Origin of the sequence: Streptomyces sp. NPDC057280 (assembly GCF_042668605.1) — a bacterium.
GTDB lineage: Bacteria > Actinomycetota > Actinomycetes > Streptomycetales > Streptomycetaceae > Streptomyces.
This window is the reverse complement of sequence record NZ_JBHUYR010000013.1, coordinates 127168-142509: the sequence shown is the minus strand read 5'-3', so window position 1 is coordinate 142509 and position 15342 is coordinate 127168. Positions and strand designations below refer to the sequence as shown.

Sequence of the window (15342 nt, the reverse complement as noted above, 5' to 3'; positions counted from 1 at the left end):
TCCCACAGACCGTCCCGCACAGGTCTAAACCAATTTTCCGTCGACCCTTGTCAGCAGGGGCTTCGGTCTGATGAGCTGTGGCCTGGGACACAACGGACACCCTGGGAAAGGGAGATGTCGTGAGCAACGAATCCTTGGCCAACCTGCTCAAGGAAGAGCGCAGGTTCGCGCCGCCCGCGGACCTGGCAGCGAACGCCAACGTCACCGCGGAGGCGTACGAACAGGCCAAGGCTGACAGGCTCGGCTTCTGGGCCGCGCAGGCCCGTCGGCTGACCTGGGCCAAGGAGCCGACCGAGACGCTGGACTGGTCGAACCCGCCGTTCGCCAAGTGGTTCAAGGACGGCGAGCTCAACGTCGCGTACAACTGCGTCGACCGGCATGTCGAGGCGGGCCACGGCGACCGGGTCGCCATCCACTTCGAGGGGGAGCCCGGCGACAGCCGCGCGATCACCTACGCCGAGCTCAAGGACGAGGTCTCCAAGGCCGCGAACGCCCTGCTGGAGCTGGGAGTTCAGAAGGGCGACCGGGTCGCCGTCTACATGCCGATGATCCCGGAGACGGCGATCGCGATGCTGGCCTGCGCCCGGATCGGCGCCGCGCACTCCGTCGTCTTCGGCGGGTTCAGCGCCGACGCGCTCGCGACCCGTATCCAGGACGCGGACGCCAAGGTCGTCATCACCTCCGACGGCGGCTACCGGCGCGGCAAGCCGTCCGCGCTCAAGCCGGCCGTGGACGAGGCTGCCGACAAGGCGGGCAACGTCGAGCACGTGCTCGTCGTGCGGCGCACCGGGCAGGAAGTGGCCTGGAACGACAGCCGGGACCTGTGGTGGCACGAGATCGTCGACCGGCAGTCCACCGAACACACCCCCGAGGCCTTCGAGGCCGAGCAGCCGCTCTTCATCCTCTACACGTCCGGTACGACGGGTAAGCCGAAGGGCATCCTGCACACCTCCGGCGGCTACCTCACCCAGGCCGCGTACACCCACTACGCCGTCTTCGACCTCAAGCCGGAGACGGACGTGTACTGGTGCACGGCCGACGTCGGCTGGGTCACCGGGCACTCCTACATCGTCTACGGGCCGCTCGCGAACGGCGCCACCCAGGTCATGTACGAGGGCACGCCGGACACCCCGCACCAGGGCCGCTTCTGGGAGATCGTGCAGAAGTACGGGGTCACGATCCTGTACACGGCGCCGACCGCCATCCGTACGTTCATGAAGTGGGGCGACGACATCCCCGCGAAGTTCGATCTCAGCAGCCTGCGGGTGCTGGGGTCGGTCGGTGAGCCGATCAACCCCGAGGCCTGGATCTGGTACCGCAAGCACATCGGCGCCGACCGGACGCCGATCGTGGACACCTGGTGGCAGACCGAGACCGGCGCGATGATGATCTCGCCGCTCCCGGGCGTGACGGAGACCAAGCCCGGTTCCGCGCAGACCCCGCTGCCCGGCATCTCCGCCACCGTCGTCGACGACGAGGCGAACGAGGTGCCGAACGGCGGTGGCGGCTACCTGGTGCTGACCGAGCCGTGGCCGTCGATGCTGCGCACCATCTGGGGCGACGACCAGCGCTTCCTCGACACCTACTGGTCGCGCTTCGAGGGCAAGTACTTCGCCGGTGACGGCGCGAAGAAGGACGACGACGGCGACGTCTGGCTGCTCGGCCGGGTCGACGACGTGATGCTCGTGTCCGGGCACAACATCTCCACCACCGAGGTCGAGTCCGCGCTCGTCTCCCACCCGTCCGTCGCCGAGGCGGCCGTCGTCGGTGCCGCCGACGAGACCACCGGACAGGCCATCGTCGCCTTCGTGATCCTGCGCGGCACGGCGAACGCCGAGGACGAGAACCTCATCGCCGACCTGCGCAACCACGTCGGCGCCACCCTCGGCCCGATCGCCAAGCCCAAGCGCGTCCTGCCGGTGGCCGAGCTGCCGAAGACCCGCTCCGGCAAGATCATGCGCCGCCTGCTGCGGGACGTCGCCGAGAACCGCCAGCTCGGTGACGTGACGACCCTGACCGACTCCACGGTCATGGACCTCATCCAGGCCAAGCTCCCGGCCGCACCCAGCGAGGACTGAGCCCGCCGAGAAGAGGGGCGGCGTCACCGCCGTAGAAAAGGGGCGCCCGGCGTGAGAACGCGCCGGGCGCCCCTTTTAGGTAAACTAAACAAAACTAGCGTGACTCCACAGGTGTGCCGGGAAGTCTGGTCGGCGAGCAGCTCAGCCCTACCCACCGACCGGAGGTCCCCCTCATGGCCGCGCCCCGCTCCTCCACCCCCCGCAAGGTCTTCGGACGGCTCTCGCTGCCCGAACGCACCTTCGTGGCGGACGCGCTGCGCACCGAGACCGTGGGCGGTGTGCTGCTCCTCGCCGCCGCGATCGCCGCGCTGATCTGGGCGAACGTCCCCGCACTGCACGACAGCTACGAGTCGGCCAGCCACTTCCACTTCGGCCCCGAGGCCCTCGGCCTGAACCTCTCCGTCGCCCACTGGGCCGCCGACGGCCTTCTCGCGATCTTCTTCTTCGTCGCCGGCATCGAACTCAAGCGCGAGCTGGTCGCCGGTGACCTCAGGGACCCCAAGGCGGCCGCGCTGCCGGTCGTCGCGGCCCTGTGCGGGATGGCCGTACCGGCGCTCGTCTACACGCTCACCAACCTCAGCGGCGGCGGATCGCTCGACGGGTGGGCGGTCCCGACCGCGACCGACATCGCTTTCGCGCTCGCCGTGCTCGCCGTCATCGGAACGTCCCTGCCGAGCGCCCTGCGCGCCTTCCTGCTCACGCTCGCCGTCGTCGACGACCTCTTCGCGATCCTGATCATCGCGGTCTTCTTCACCGACCGGATCGACTTCGCCGCCCTCGGCGGCGCGGCGATCGGCCTGGCCGTCTTCTGGCTGCTGCTGCGCAAGGAAGTACGCGGCTGGTACGTGTACGTCCCGCTCGCCCTGGTGATCTGGGGGCTGATGTACAACAGCGGCATCCACGCCACCATCGCCGGCGTCGCCATGGGCCTGATGCTGCGCTGCACCACGCGCGAGGGCGAGCAGCACTCCCCCGGCGAGCATGTCGAGCACCTGGTGCGCCCCCTCTCGGCGGGTCTGGCCGTACCGCTGTTCGCGCTGTTCAGCGCCGGTGTCTCAGTCTCCGGCGGCGCTCTCGGCGACGTGTTCACCAAGCCGGAGACCCTCGGCGTCGTCCTCGGACTCGTCGTCGGCAAGGCGATCGGCATCTTCGGCGGGACCTGGCTGACGGCACGCTTCACCCGGGCCTCGCTCAGCGACGACCTGGAGTGGGCGGACGTCTTCGCCGTCGCGACCCTCGCCGGCATCGGCTTCACCGTGTCGCTGCTCATCGGCGAGCTGGCCTTCGACGGGGACGCGGCCCTCACCGACGAGGTCAAGGCGGCCGTGCTGACGGGCTCGCTCATCGCGGCGACCCTCGCGACCGTGCTGCTGAAGGTGCGCAACGCCAAGTACCGGCGGATGGTCGAGGCCGAGGAGCGCGACGACGACCTCGACGGCATCCCGGACATCTACGAGGAGGACGACCCGGCGTACCACCTGCGGATGGCCGAGATCCACGAGAGCAAGGCCGCCGAGCACCGCCGGATCGCCGAACTGAAGGCCGCGCAACGCGCCGGGCTTGCCGAAGTGACGGGCGGGGCAGGCGAGGAGGACGACCGTCGGGCATGATCTGACGGGACGGTACAAAAGACATGCCCCCATAGAGTCCCAGTGAATATAGGGAGACCGCGATGAGCGCACCCGACGGCAGCCCGGTCGGCGCCGAACGCAGTATCGGCCAGCTGTTCGCCTCGGCGACGACCGAGATGTCCGCGCTGGTGCACGACGAGATCGCACTGGCCAAGGCACAGCTCAAGCGGGACGTGAAGCGCGGCGCGACGAGCGGCGGCGCGTTCATGGTGGCCGGCGGCGTGCTGGTGTTCTCGCTGCCGATGCTGAACTTCGCGCTGGCGTACGGCATCCGGACCTGGAGCGACTGGAACCTCGCGGTCTGCTTCCTGCTGTCCTTCGCCGCCAACGTCCTCATCGCGGGCGTCCTCGCGCTGATCGGCATGGTCTTCGCGAAGAAGGCCAAGCAGAGCGGCGGCGCGCAGAAGACCGCCGCGTCGATGAAGGAGACGGCGAGCATCCTGCAGAACGCCAAGCCGCACCCGCGGCCCGAGCTGCCGCAGGACCGTGTCCCGGAGGCCATCGAGGCTGTGGCACGCTCGTCGTCATGAGCGAGCCCGCCACTCCTTCGGCCGAATCCGTCGTACGGCCCGACGTCCTCGGTGACAGACCGCTGACCCACCGGGACGTCGCCGCCAACGGCGCGCGGTTCCACATCGCCGAGATGGGCGACGGGCCGCTCGTGCTGCTGCTGCACGGCTTCCCGCAGTTCTGGTGGGCGTGGCGGCATCAGCTGCCCGCCCTCGCGGACGCCGGTTTCCGGGCCGTCGCCATGGACCTGCGGGGTGTCGGCGGCAGCGACCGCACCCCGCGCGGCTACGACCCGGCGAACCTGGCCCTCGACATCACCGGCGTGATCCGCTCGCTGGGCGAGCCGGACGCCGCGCTGGTCGGCCATGACCTGGGCGGGTATCTGGCGTGGACGGCGGCGGCGATGCGGCCCAAGCTGGTGCGGCGGCTCGCGGTGTCCTCGATGCCGCATCCGCGGCGCTGGCGCTCGGCGATGCTCTCGGACGTCAAGCAGACCCGCGCCGGGTCCTACATCTGGGGGTTCCAGCGCCCTTGGATCCCGGAGCGGCAGCTGACCGCGGACGACGGTGCGCTGGTCGCCGAGCTGATCCGGGACTGGTCCGGGCCGAGCCTGCCGGACGACGACGCGGTGGAGACGTACCGCCGCGCGATGTGCATCCCGTCGACCGCGCACTGCTCGATCGAGCCGTACCGCTGGATGGTGCGGTCGATGGCCCGCCCGGACGGCGTCCAGTTCAACCGGCGCATGAAGCGGCCGGTCCGCGTGCCGACGCTGCATCTGCACGGCTCGCTCGATCCGGTGATGCGGACCCGGAGCGCGGCCGGTTCCGGGGAGTACGTCGAAGCGCCGTACCGCTGGCGGCTGTTCGACGGTCTCGGGCATTTCCCGCACGAGGAGGATCCGGTCGCTTTCTCCACCGAACTGATCAATTGGCTGAAAGACCCCGAACCCGATCGGTGACCGTCCGAACGCGCCCGGTATCCGGACCTGAACATCTGTCCTACGAACAGCCACTTGCCCGGCGCATAGGCCAATTGGGGGCCGTGGGGGCGGTTATCGACCTTGGGGCAGGGGCACACGTCGGGGTATGGGCTGGACGCACGACTACAGTGACGCAGCACGCTCCCGCCGCTCGGGCCACGGTCTGAGCCCCCACCAGCGAGGAGGTGCCCCGCAGGAGCAGGGAGCGGACCTCCGGGTGGGCATCCCGCGCATCCTGCGCCGCCGGGCCCGCTGGGTCTCGGTACGGCTGCGTCACCCCCGAGGCTGACGCGCCCTCAGACCCTCCCCGCGACTCACAGCGCGCAGCTGTCGCTGTCCACCTGTTGGTTCGCGGTGCGCCCCTTGTCGATGTCCTCCCGGATCTCGTCCGCGGTCAGCGCGTACCCGGTCTCGGCGTTGTCGAGGGACTTCGCGAACACGACCCCGTACACCTCGCCTTCGGGCGTGAGCAGCGGGCCGCCGGAGTTTCCCTGGCGGACGGTCGCGTAGAGGGAGTACACATCGCGGTGCACGGTGCCGCGGTGGTAGATGTCCGGACCGTTGGCCGGGATGCGCCCGCGCACGCGCGCGGCACGGACGTCGTACGCGCCGTTCTCCGGGAACCCGGCGATGATCGCGTCGTCGCCGCTGACGGCGTCCGTGGCCGTGAACTTCAGGGCGGGCGCCTTCAGTTCGGGTACGTCGAGGACGGCGATGTCGCGCTTCCAGTCGTACAGCACGACCGTGGCGTCGTACTTCGGGCCCTCGCCGCCGATCTGGACGGTGGGCTCGTCGACGCCGCCCACGACATGCGCGTTGGTCATGACGCGGCGCTCGCCGAACACGAAGCCGCTGCCTTCGAGGACCTTGCCGCAGCTCTGGGCGGTGCCCATGACCTTGACGATGGACTGCTTGGCCTTGGCGGCGACCGGGCTGCCCACGAGCGCGGGGTCCGGCGGCTGGACCTCCTTGATCGGCTCGTCGGAGAACGGGCTGAAGACCTGCGGGAAGCCGTTCTGCGCGAGGACCGAGGTGAAGTCCTTGAACCAGGTGTCGGCCGCGTCCGGCAGCGCCTCGGAGACCCCGAGGAGCACCTTGGAGCCGCGGACCTCCTTGCCGAGGGTCGGCAGGGTGGTCTGGGCGAGGGCGGAGCCGATGAGCCAGGCCACGAGGAGCATCGCGACCACATTGACCAGGGCGCCGCCGGTGGCGTCCAGGGCGCGGGCCGGGGACCACGTGATGTAGCGGCGGAGCTTGTTGCCGAGGTGGGTGGTCAGGGCCTGGCCGACGGAGGCGCAGACGATGACGACGACCACGGCGACGACGGCCGCGGTGGTGCTGACCTCCGACTTGTCGGTCAGGGCGTCCCAGATGACGGGGAGCACATAGACGGCGACGAGACCGCCGCCCAGGAAACCGATCACCGACAGGATGCCGACGACGAAGCCCTGGCGATAGCCGACGATCGCGAACCACACGGCGGCGACCAGCAACAGGATGTCCAGCACGTTCACCGGTTCAGGCCTCGCCTCATCACATGACACTGCACGGCAGACACCCTGTCATGACCGCCAGTCGAGCGGGACCTGCCTGTCCCGGTCCCAGGGGCGCTCCCAGCCGGAGTAGTGCAGCAGCCGGTCGATGATTCCGGCCGTGAATCCCCAGACCAGGGCCGATTCGACCAGGAATGCCGGACCTCGGTGGCCGCTGGGGTGGACGGTGGTGGCCCGGTTGCCCGGGTCCGTGAGATCCGCCACGGGGACGGTGAAGACGCGGGCCGTCTCGTTGGGATCGACGACCCCCACCGGGGTCGGCTCGCGCCACCAGCCCAGCACGGGCGTGACGACGAAGCCGCTGACCGGGATGTACAGCTTGGGCAGCACGCCGAAGAGCTGGACGCCGGTCGGATCGAGGCCCGTCTCCTCCTCGGCCTCGCGCAGCGCGGCCCGCAGCGGCCCGTCGCCCTGCGGATCGCCGTCCTCCGGGTCGAGGGCGCCGCCCGGGAAGGACGGCTGCCCGGCATGGGAGCGCAGCGAGCTGGCCCGCTCCATGAGCAGCAGCTCGGGCCCGCGCTCGCCCTCCCCGAACAGGATCAGCACGGCGGACTGCCGCCCCGCGCCGTCCGCCGGCGGCAGGAAGCGGCTCAGCTGCACCGGCTCGACCGTCTCCACGGCACGCACCACCGGGTCCAGCCAGCCGGGCAGGCCGTCCTTGCGCAGCGCCACGCTGCCCTGCGCGTTGCTCGCGTGCGTCATCGCCACCCCCGTTCCACCCGCTTCAACGCCCGGGTATCCCCTGATCGTTCCGTCATCCGGCCCCCAGCGGCGGGGCCGCCTTGCCGCCCGCGTCCAGATAGGCCTGGGGCGGGTTGAGGCGCTGGCCCGGGAAGCCGCCCTTCTCGTACTTGAGGAGCTTCTTCGCCTTCTCGGGGTCCGTCTCGCCCTCGCCGTACGCCGGGCAGAGCGGGGCGATGGGGCAGGCGCCGCAGGCGGGCTTGCGGGCGTGGCAGATGCGGCGGCCGTGCCAGATGACGTGGTGGGAGAGGTCGGTCCAGTCGCTCTTCGGGAACAGCGCGCCGACCGCGGCCTCGATCTTGTCGGGGTCGGTCTCGTCCGTCCACTGCCAGCGCCGCACCAGCCGCTGGAAGTGCGTGTCCACGGTGATGCCGGGCCGCCCGAAGGCGTTGCCGAGGACCACGAACGCGGTCTTGCGGCCGACGCCGGGCAGCTTGACGAGGTCCTCCAGCTTGCCGGGCACCTCGCCGCCGAACTGCTCCACCAGCGCCTTCGACAGCCCTATGACCGACTTGGTCTTGGCCCGGAAGAACCCGGTCGGGCGGAGGATCTCCTCGACCTCCTCGGGGTTGGCGGCGGCCAGGTCCTCGGGGGTGGGGTACTTGGCGAAGAGCGCCGGGGTCGTCTGATTGACCCTCAGGTCGGTGGTCTGGGCCGACAGGACCGTGGCGACGACGAGCTCGAAGGGGTTGGTGAAGTCCAACTCGGGGTGGGCGTACGGATAGACCTCGGCCAGTTCGCGGTTGATACGGCGGGCGCGGCGGACCAGGGCGGTGGCGGACTCGGCTCTGGCGGGCTTGACGGCCACCTTCTTCGCCGGGGCGGCCTTCTTCACGGCGACCTTCTTGGCGGCAGCCTTCTGCACGGCCTCCGGGGCCTTCTTCACCGCAGCCTTCCTTGTCGCTTTTACGGCTTTCTTCGCTTTGCTCTTTCCGCCACCGGAGTTCTGTTCGCCCACAGCGGAATCCCGATGTGCAACCACCCGTCCAGCCCCCTTGGCCTGTGTTCTCACCGGCGATTTGGACACCCGGCCAGCCTAAAGCCCGACACCGACAATCGCCCCGGACCCAGGAGATCGGCCCCCGATTGGACCCCTGCCGCTTACCTCAGGACAGGTGTGCGGCATCCTTGTGACAGATCACACTGTTTGGACCGTCCGGCAAAATGGGGACCACGGTCCCCTGGTACCAAGGGGGAGAAAGATCCCCTGAGCAGGTCGACAAGGAGAGAACTCGTGGACGACGTCCTCCGGCGCAACCCGCTCTTCGCGGCACTCGACGACGAGCAGGCCGCGGAGCTGCGCGCCTCCATGAGTGAGGTGACTCTCGCTCGCGGCGACTCCCTCTTCCACGAGGGCGACCCCGGCGACCGGCTCTACGTCGTCACCGAGGGCAAGGTCAAGCTCCACCGCACCTCCCCCGACGGCCGCGAGAACATGCTCGCCGTCGTCGGCCCCGGCGAGCTGATCGGCGAGCTGTCGCTGTTCGACCCGGGCCCGCGCACGGCGACCGCCACCGCGCTGACCGAGGTCAAGCTGCTCGGCCTCGGCCACGGCGACCTCCAGCCCTGGCTGAACGTCCGCCCCGAGGTCGCCGGCGCCCTGCTGCGCGCCGTGGCCCGCCGGCTGCGCAAGACCAACGACCAGATGTCCGACCTGGTGTTCTCGGACGTCCCCGGCCGTGTCGCCCGTGCGCTCCTGGACCTGTCCCGCCGCTTCGGCGTGCAGTCCGAGGAGGGCATCCACGTCGTCCACGACCTCACGCAGGAAGAGCTGGCCCAGCTGGTCGGCGCGTCCCGCGAGACGGTCAACAAGGCCCTCGCCGACTTCGCCCAGCGCGGGTGGCTCCGCCTGGAGGCGCGAGCGGTGATCCTGCTGGACGTGGAGCGGCTCGCGAAGCGCTCGCGCTGACCGCAGGGGTCTTTCAGGGGGCTGGGGCCCCAGCCCCCGCACGGCCTCGTCCTCAAACGCCGGACGGGCTGCTGTAGTTGTCCCATGTCTGAAAATGTGCCCTCCAGAGGTCTCGACCCGCAGGGCTACATCGCGCGCGAAGGCTCCCTCGCGCGCGTGCCGCACGCCTTCCGTCCCGTCGTCGCCATGGCACGGGACCGGCTGCTGGACGTCTTCGGGTCCCGGCTGCACAGCGCCTACCTCTACGGCTCGATCCCGCGCGGCACCGCGCGCGTGGGCCGCAGCGACCTCGATCTGCTGGTCGCCCTGCGCGAGGAGCCCACGGAGGCCGACCGGGACGCCGTACGGGCCCTCGGGGACGCGCTCGACAAGGAGTTCCCGGAGATCGACGGCGTCGGGACACTGCTCTACAGCCGGACGCGCCTCCTGAGCGAGCCGGAGACCTACGACCTCGGCTGGTTCGTGGCCTGCCTCTGCACGCCGCTGCTCGGTGACGACCTGGCCGAATACCTGCCGCGCTACCGCCCCGACTCGCTCCTGGCCCGCGAGACCAACGGCGACCTCGCCCTGCTGCTCCCGCGCTGGCGCGCCCGCATCGAGGCCTCGGGCGACTCCGAGGAGGCCCTGCGCCCCCTCGTCCGCTTCATGTCCCGCCACCTCGTCCGCACCGGCTTCACGCTCGTCATGCCCCGCTGGAACGGCTGGACGAGCGACCTGGGCGAGATGGCGGCGGCGTTCGGCACGTACTACCCCGAGCGGGCCGAGCAGCTGCGCGAGGCGGCCGTACGCGGCCACGAGCCGACCGGGGACCGGGCCGTCCTGCTGTCGTATGTCGACGACCTGGGCCCCTGGCTCGCGGACGAGTACGCGCGCGTGCACGGCGTGAAGGCACCGCGCCCCGACTAGGGCCTCCCGGGGCTAGATGAGCCCGTGCTCCTCCAGATAGTCCATCTGCGCCCGCACCGACAGCTCCGCCGCCGGCCACAGGGAGCGGTCCACGTCGGCGTAGACGTGGGCGACGACCTGGGACGGGGTCCGGTAGCCGTCCTCCACCGCCGTCTCCACCTGGGCGAGCCGATGGGCGCGGTGGGCGAGGTAGAACTCGACGGCGCCCTGGGCGTCCTCCAGGACGGGGCCGTGGCCGGGCAGGACCGTGTGGACGCCGTCGTCGACCGTGAGGGACCGCAGCCGGCGCAGGGAGTCCAGATAGTCGCCCAGGCGGCCGTCGGGGTGCGCCACGACCGTCGTACCGCGGCCCAGGATGGTGTCACCGGTCAGGACCGCCTGATCGGCCGGGAGATGGAAGCACAGGGAGTCGGAGGTGTGGCCCGGAGTCGGCACGACCCTGAGCTCCAGGCCGCCGACGGTGACGACGTCCCCGGCCGCCAGCCCCTCGTCGCCGAGCCGCAGCGCCGGGTCCAGGGCACGCACGCGCGTGCCCGTCAGCTCGGCGAACCGGGCGGCGCCCTCGGCGTGGTCCGGGTGACCGTGGGTCAGCAGGGTGAGCGCGACACGCTTGCCGGCCTTCTCGGCGGTGTCGACGACATGGCGCAGGTGGCCCTCGTCGAGCGGTCCGGGGTCGACCACGACGGCCAGTTCGGAGTCGGGCTCGGCGAGGATCCAGGTGTTCGTGCCGTCCAGGGTCATCGCGGACGCGTTGGGCGCCAGCACGTTCACGGCCCGCGGGGTGGCGGGGCCGGAGAGGACCCCGCCCCGGGGCTGGCCGGGAAGGGCTGCTGCGTCCGTCATGCCGTGGCTCCACCGGTCGGGATGTGCTTGGTGAACTCCTCGTGCCCCGGCCAGGACAGCACAATCTCCTCGCCGTCCAGCCTGGCCCGGGCCAGGACCGGGGTCAGATCGCGGGCGGGCGCCGCCGCGAGCGCCTCCGCAGCCGCCGAGTACCCGGTCAGCTGGCGCAGTGTCGCGATCGTGGGCGGCATCATCAGCAGCTCGCCCTTGTCGTACGCCGAGGCCGCGTCCGCCGGTGCGATCCACACCGTGCGGTCCGCCTCCGTGGAGGCGTTGCGGGTGCGCTGGCCGGCGGGCAGGGCGGCGACGAAGAACCAGGTGTCGTAGCGGCGCGACTCGAACTCCGGAGTGATCCAGCGCGTCCACGCCCCCAGCAGGTCCGAGCGCAGGACCAGGCCGCGGCGCTCCAGGAACCCGGCGAAGGACAGGTCCCGGGCGACCAGAGCCTCGCGGTCGGCCTCCCAGTCCGCGCCGGTGGTGTCCCCGACCACCGAGTCGGGGGTCTCACCGGCGAGAAGGACGCCTGCCTCCTCGTACGTCTCGCGGACGGCCGCGCAGACGATCGCCTGGGCCTCGGTCTCCGTGACGGCGAGCCTGCGTGACCACCACGCGCGCGTGGGGCCCGCCCAGCGGATCCGGTGGTCGTCGTCGCGCGGGTCGACGCCGCCGCCCGGATACGCGTACGCGCCTCCGGCGAAGGCCATGGAGGCGCGTCTGCGCAGCATGTGCACGGCGGGGCCGGCGGCGGTGTCCTTCAGGAGCATGACCGTGGCCGCGCGCTTGGGGACGACCGGGGTGAGGGTGCCCTCCGCGAGCGCACGGATGCGTGCCGGCCAGTCCTGCGGAAACCACTGCCCATTCGCCATGGGCGGAGGCTATCCCGTGGTGTGCGAATGTTCGAGAGGGGCCCGGAAGGGCCCGGAAGTGCGGCGATGCCGCCGTACGGGCCCGTAGGCGGCGCTCTACGCCTCCGTGAGCTCCACCTGGACCTCGACCTCCACCGGCGCGTCCAGCGGCAGCACGGCCACGCCCACGGCGCTGCGCGCGTGCACGCCCTTGTCGCCGAGGACCTCGCCGAGCAGCTCGCTGGCGCCGTTGATCACGCCGGGCTGGCCGGTGAAGTCCGCGGCCGAGGCCACGAACCCGACGACCTTCACCACGCGCGCGACCCGGTCCAGGTCACCGGCGACGGACTTGACGGCCGCCAGCGCGTTCAGGGCGCAGATGCGGGCCAGGTCCTTGGCCTCCTCCGCGGTGACCTCGGCGCCCACCTTGCCGGTGACCGGGAGCTTGCCCTCGACCATCGGCAGCTGGCCGGAGGTGTACACGTACACGCCCGACTGCACGGCCGGCTGGTACGCGGCGAGCGGCGGCACCACCTCGGGCAGCGTCAGTCCGAGCTCGGCCAGCCGAGCCTCGACGGCGCTCACGCCTTCTCCCGCTTGAGGTAGGCCACCAGCTGCTCGGGGTTGTTCGGCCCGGGCACGACCTGGACGAGCTCCCAGCCGTCCTCGCCCCAGGTGTCCAGAATCTGCTTCGTCGCGTGCACGAGCAGCGGCACAGTCGCGTATTCCCACTTGGTCATGTGGCCGACTCTAGCCGCTGGCCGGGCCCGGCTTCCCGGCCGTCGCCACCCACAAGCTCCAGCCGTCGCCGCCCACAGGATCCGGCCATTGCCGCGCGCGGGCTCAGACCGTCCCCGCTCACAGGCTCAGGCCGTTGCCGCGCGCACAGGCCCAGACCGGCGCCGCCCACCGGCTTCGGCGGTGGCCGGCCCGCGGGCTCCGGGCGGCTTGTCCACAGCCTGCTGCTTTGGCGCTTATCCACAGCCTGCTGCTTGACGCGCACGCCGAGTGGTTACGCTCGAAGACGTGAGCAGGCTCCAGGTCGTCAGCGGCAAGGGCGGAACCGGTAAGACCACGGTGGCCGCAGCCCTCGCGCTGGCCCTGGCCGACGAGGGGAAGCGCACGCTTCTCGTCGAGGTCGAGGGCCGGCAGGGCATCGCACAGCTCTTCGAGACGGAGGCATTGCCCTATGAGGAACGGAAGATCGCGGTAGCTCCCGGCGGCGGGGAGGTGTACGCCCTCGCCATCGACCCCGAACTGGCCCTTCTGGACTACCTCCAGATGTTCTACAAACTCGGCGGCGCGGGCCGCGCCCTGAAGAAGCTCGGCGCCATCGACTTCGCCACCACCATCGCGCCCGGCCTCAGGGACGTACTCCTGACCGGCAAGGCGTGCGAGGCGGTGCGCCGCAAGGAGAAGTCCGGGCGGTTCGCCTACGACTACGTCGTGATGGACGCCCCGCCCACCGGGCGCATCACGCGCTTCCTGAACGTGAACGACGAAGTGGCGGGGCTCGCCAAGATAGGGCCCATACACAATCAGGCGCAGGCCGTGATGCGGGTGCTGAAGTCGCCGGAGACGGCCGTGCACCTGGTGACGCTCCTGGAGGAGATGCCCGTCCAGGAGACCGCGGACGGCATCGCGGAGCTGCGGGCGGCGAAGCTGCCGGTGGGCCGGGTCATCGTGAACATGGTGCGCCCGGAGGTGTTGGACGCGGCCGAGCTGGAACTCGTACGCGGCACGGCGCGTTCTTCCTTCGCGCAGGCGCTGTCCGCCGCGGGGCTCGGCGGGGCGCGGCGCGGTGGGCATGCCGAGCGGCTGGTGGACCCGCTCCTGGCCCAGGCCGAGGAGTACGCCGAGCGGTACGCGCTGGAGCACGAACAGCGTGCGGTGCTCGGCGAACTGGGCCTGCCGCTGCATGAACTGCCGCTGCTCGCCGAGGGAATGGACCTGGCGGGCTTGTACCAACTGGCCAAGGAACTGCGGAAGCAGGGGATGTCATGAGCCCGGACGCCGAGCGGCAGCACCGCCTATCCCACGCGCGCGTGCTCGATCTCGACCCCGTGCTCGACGACCCGGCGACCCGCATCGTGGTGTGCTGCGGGTCGGGCGGCGTCGGCAAGACCACGACCGCGGCGGCGCTCGGGCTGCGGGCCGCCGAGCGGGGCCGCAAGGTGGTCGTGCTGACCATCGACCCGGCCCGCCGGCTCGCCCAGTCCATGGGCATCGACTCCCTGGACAACACCCCGCGCCGGGTGAAGGGCGTCGAGGGCGACGGCGAGCTGCACGCGATGATGCTCGACATGAAGCGCACCTTCGACGAGATCGTCGAGGCGCACGCGGACCCCGCGCGGGCCTCCGCGATCCTGGGCAACCCCTTCTACCAGTCCCTCTCGGCGGGCTTCGCGGGCACGCAGGAGTACATGGCGATGGAGAAGCTGGGGCAGCTGCGGGCGCGCGACGAGTGGGACCTGATCGTCGTCGACACCCCGCCGTCCCGGTCCGCCCTGGACTTCCTGGACGCGCCCAAGCGGCTGGGGTCCTTCCTCGACGGCCGGCTCATCCGGCTGCTCACCGCCCCGGCCAAACTGGGCGGCCGCGCGGGGATGAAGTTCCTCAACGTCGGGATGTCGATGATGACCGGCACCCTCGGCAAGCTGCTGGGGGGCCAGCTGCTCAAGGACGTCCAGACGTTCGTCTCCGCGATGGACACCACCTTCGGCGGCTTCCGTACGCGCGCGGACGCCACGTACAAGCTGCTCCAGGCGCCCGGGACCGCCTTCCTGGTGGTCGCCGCGCCCGAGCGGGACGCGCTGCGCGAGGCCGCCTACTTCGTGGAGCGGCTCGCGGCCGAGGACATGCCGCTCGCCGGGCTGGTGCTCAACCGGGTCCACGGCAGCGGCGCCGCCCGGCTGTCGGCCGAGCGGGCACTCGCCGCCGCGGAGGATCTCGACCTGGTGGGCGACCGCGCCGCGGAAAATCTTGAAGAGGCCCGCATTGTCGATCAGGAGGACGGGAAAGCTGGAGTTCGTAACTCTCCCGACACAGACGGCAGTTCAGGTTCCCCCACCTCGGACCCGACCGTCCCACAACTCACCGCAGGCCTGCTGAGGCTGCATGCCGAGCGTATGCAGCTGCTCTCCCGCGAGCAGCGCACGCGTGACCGCTTCACCGCGCTCCACCCCGAGGTGGCGGTGGCAGAGGTGGCCGCGCTGCCCGGCGACGTCCATGACCTCGCGGGGCTGCGGGACATCGGGGCACGGCTCGCGGCCGGCCGGCCGGAGCTGCCCGAGACCACCGACGACTGAGCCGACCGGCGACGGTGCCGATGGACGACCGAGCCG

At 71.1% G+C, this 15342-nt stretch carries 16 protein-coding genes; 9 read left to right on the top strand and 7 right to left on the bottom strand.

Annotation, left to right across the window (positions count from 1 at the left end; all coding sequences use genetic code 11):
- Positions 1-119 precede the first annotated feature (119 nt).
- The 5 genes from acs to ACFUO4_RS41545 all read left to right on the top strand — a co-directional run bounded on the left by acs (position 120) and on the right by ACFUO4_RS41545 (position 5490).
- A complete protein-coding gene (gene acs, locus ACFUO4_RS41565; RefSeq protein ID WP_079309331.1) occupies positions 120-2078 on the top strand; it encodes an acetate--CoA ligase in 1959 nt (652 codons plus the stop codon).
- A gap of 173 nt (positions 2079-2251) precedes the next feature.
- On the top strand, positions 2252-3688 hold the full coding sequence (gene nhaA / locus ACFUO4_RS41560) for a Na+/H+ antiporter NhaA (RefSeq protein WP_383495299.1): 1437 nt from the start codon (positions 2252-2254) through the stop codon (positions 3686-3688).
- Between the two features lie 62 nt (positions 3689-3750).
- A complete protein-coding gene (locus ACFUO4_RS41555) occupies positions 3751-4239 on the top strand; it encodes a phage holin family protein (RefSeq protein WP_383495296.1) in 489 nt (162 codons plus the stop codon).
- Positions 4236-5180 carry an alpha/beta fold hydrolase gene (locus ACFUO4_RS41550; protein WP_079309334.1) on the top strand — a complete coding sequence of 315 codons (945 nt, stop codon included), beginning with the start codon at positions 4236-4238 and terminating at the stop codon, positions 5178-5180. Before ACFUO4_RS41555 ends, ACFUO4_RS41550 begins: the two co-directional genes overlap by 4 nt.
- A gap of 127 nt (positions 5181-5307) precedes the next feature.
- The gene (locus ACFUO4_RS41545; RefSeq protein ID WP_079083232.1) at positions 5308-5490 is read left to right on the top strand and encodes a hypothetical protein; all 183 of its coding nucleotides are present in this window, start codon (positions 5308-5310) and stop codon (positions 5488-5490) included.
- A gap of 25 nt (positions 5491-5515) precedes the next feature.
- On the opposite strand, the gene ACFUO4_RS41540 is transcribed toward ACFUO4_RS41545, so the two are convergent.
- Genes ACFUO4_RS41540 through nth form a run of 3 tightly spaced genes read right to left on the bottom strand, consistent with a single transcriptional unit; the run spans position 5516 to position 8381 of the window.
- Positions 5516-6715, bottom strand: coding sequence for a MarP family serine protease (locus ACFUO4_RS41540; RefSeq protein WP_079309335.1), 1200 nt, complete (start codon positions 6713-6715; stop codon positions 5516-5518).
- A 48-nt stretch (positions 6716-6763) separates the two neighbouring features.
- Positions 6764-7456, bottom strand: a complete 693-nt coding sequence (locus ACFUO4_RS41535) for a CoA pyrophosphatase (protein WP_079309379.1) — start codon at positions 7454-7456, stop codon at positions 6764-6766.
- A 52-nt stretch (positions 7457-7508) separates the two neighbouring features.
- Positions 7509-8381 carry an endonuclease III gene (nth, locus tag ACFUO4_RS41530; RefSeq protein WP_383495289.1) on the bottom strand — a complete coding sequence of 291 codons (873 nt, stop codon included), beginning with the start codon at positions 8379-8381 and terminating at the stop codon, positions 7509-7511.
- Positions 8382-8729: 348 nt separating this feature from the next.
- Here nth and ACFUO4_RS41525 point away from each other — a divergent pair, with 348 nt between their 5' ends.
- Both ACFUO4_RS41525 and ACFUO4_RS41520 read left to right on the top strand, forming a co-directional pair.
- Positions 8730-9404: a Crp/Fnr family transcriptional regulator gene (locus ACFUO4_RS41525; protein WP_058924095.1), complete on the top strand. Its 675-nt coding sequence runs from the start codon at positions 8730-8732 to the stop codon at positions 9402-9404.
- Between the two features lie 84 nt (positions 9405-9488).
- Complete coding sequence (locus tag ACFUO4_RS41520) at positions 9489-10310, top strand: nucleotidyltransferase domain-containing protein (RefSeq protein WP_383495286.1); 822 nt, start codon at positions 9489-9491, stop codon at positions 10308-10310.
- 12 nt (positions 10311-10322) lie between these two features.
- Here ACFUO4_RS41520 and ACFUO4_RS41515 read toward each other — a convergent pair whose 3' ends face one another.
- The 4 genes from ACFUO4_RS41515 to ACFUO4_RS41500 form a co-directional block, all read right to left on the bottom strand.
- On the bottom strand, positions 10323-11153 hold the full coding sequence (locus ACFUO4_RS41515) for an MBL fold metallo-hydrolase (RefSeq protein ID WP_059194069.1): 831 nt from the start codon (positions 11151-11153) through the stop codon (positions 10323-10325).
- A complete protein-coding gene (locus tag ACFUO4_RS41510; protein ID WP_383495282.1) occupies positions 11150-12019 on the bottom strand; it encodes an NUDIX hydrolase in 870 nt (289 codons plus the stop codon). The genes ACFUO4_RS41515 and ACFUO4_RS41510 overlap by 4 nt, the downstream gene beginning before the upstream one ends.
- Before the next feature lie 96 nt (positions 12020-12115).
- Positions 12116-12583 carry a RidA family protein gene (locus tag ACFUO4_RS41505; RefSeq protein ID WP_079309340.1) on the bottom strand — a complete coding sequence of 156 codons (468 nt, stop codon included), beginning with the start codon at positions 12581-12583 and terminating at the stop codon, positions 12116-12118.
- Positions 12580-12738, bottom strand: a complete 159-nt coding sequence (locus ACFUO4_RS41500; protein WP_003967454.1) for a DUF4177 domain-containing protein — start codon at positions 12736-12738, stop codon at positions 12580-12582. The genes ACFUO4_RS41505 and ACFUO4_RS41500 overlap by 4 nt, the downstream gene beginning before the upstream one ends.
- Before the next feature lie 286 nt (positions 12739-13024).
- Here ACFUO4_RS41500 and ACFUO4_RS41495 point away from each other — a divergent pair, with 286 nt between their 5' ends.
- A complete protein-coding gene (locus tag ACFUO4_RS41495; protein WP_079309341.1) occupies positions 13025-14002 on the top strand; it encodes an ArsA-related P-loop ATPase in 978 nt (325 codons plus the stop codon).
- Positions 13999-15306, top strand: a complete 1308-nt coding sequence (locus ACFUO4_RS41490; protein WP_079309342.1) for an ArsA family ATPase — start codon at positions 13999-14001, stop codon at positions 15304-15306. The genes ACFUO4_RS41495 and ACFUO4_RS41490 overlap by 4 nt, the downstream gene beginning before the upstream one ends.
- Positions 15307-15342: the final 36 nt, after the last annotated feature.

Bases quoted from the DNA above. Each gene is read 5' to 3' on its own strand.
- nhaA (WP_383495299.1), top strand. From the start codon at position 2,252: ATGGCCGCGCCCCGCTCCTCCACCCCCCGCAAGGTCTTCGGACGGCTC.
- ACFUO4_RS41555 (WP_383495296.1), top strand. From the start codon at position 3,751: ATGAGCGCACCCGACGGCAGCCCGGTCGGCGCCGAACGCAGTATCGGC.
- ACFUO4_RS41550 (WP_079309334.1), top strand. From the start codon at position 4,236: ATGAGCGAGCCCGCCACTCCTTCGGCCGAATCCGTCGTACGGCCCGAC.
- ACFUO4_RS41545 (WP_079083232.1), top strand. From the start codon at position 5,308: ATGGGCTGGACGCACGACTACAGTGACGCAGCACGCTCCCGCCGCTCG.
- ACFUO4_RS41535 (WP_079309379.1), bottom strand. From the start codon at position 7,456: ATGACGCACGCGAGCAACGCGCAGGGCAGCGTGGCGCTGCGCAAGGAC.
- ACFUO4_RS41520 (WP_383495286.1), top strand. From the start codon at position 9,489: ATGTCTGAAAATGTGCCCTCCAGAGGTCTCGACCCGCAGGGCTACATC.
- ACFUO4_RS41515 (WP_059194069.1), bottom strand. From the start codon at position 11,153: ATGACGGACGCAGCAGCCCTTCCCGGCCAGCCCCGGGGCGGGGTCCTC.
- ACFUO4_RS41510 (WP_383495282.1), bottom strand. From the start codon at position 12,019: ATGGCGAATGGGCAGTGGTTTCCGCAGGACTGGCCGGCACGCATCCGT.
- ACFUO4_RS41500 (WP_003967454.1), bottom strand. From the start codon at position 12,738: ATGACCAAGTGGGAATACGCGACTGTGCCGCTGCTCGTGCACGCGACG.
- ACFUO4_RS41490 (WP_079309342.1), top strand. From the start codon at position 13,999: ATGAGCCCGGACGCCGAGCGGCAGCACCGCCTATCCCACGCGCGCGTG.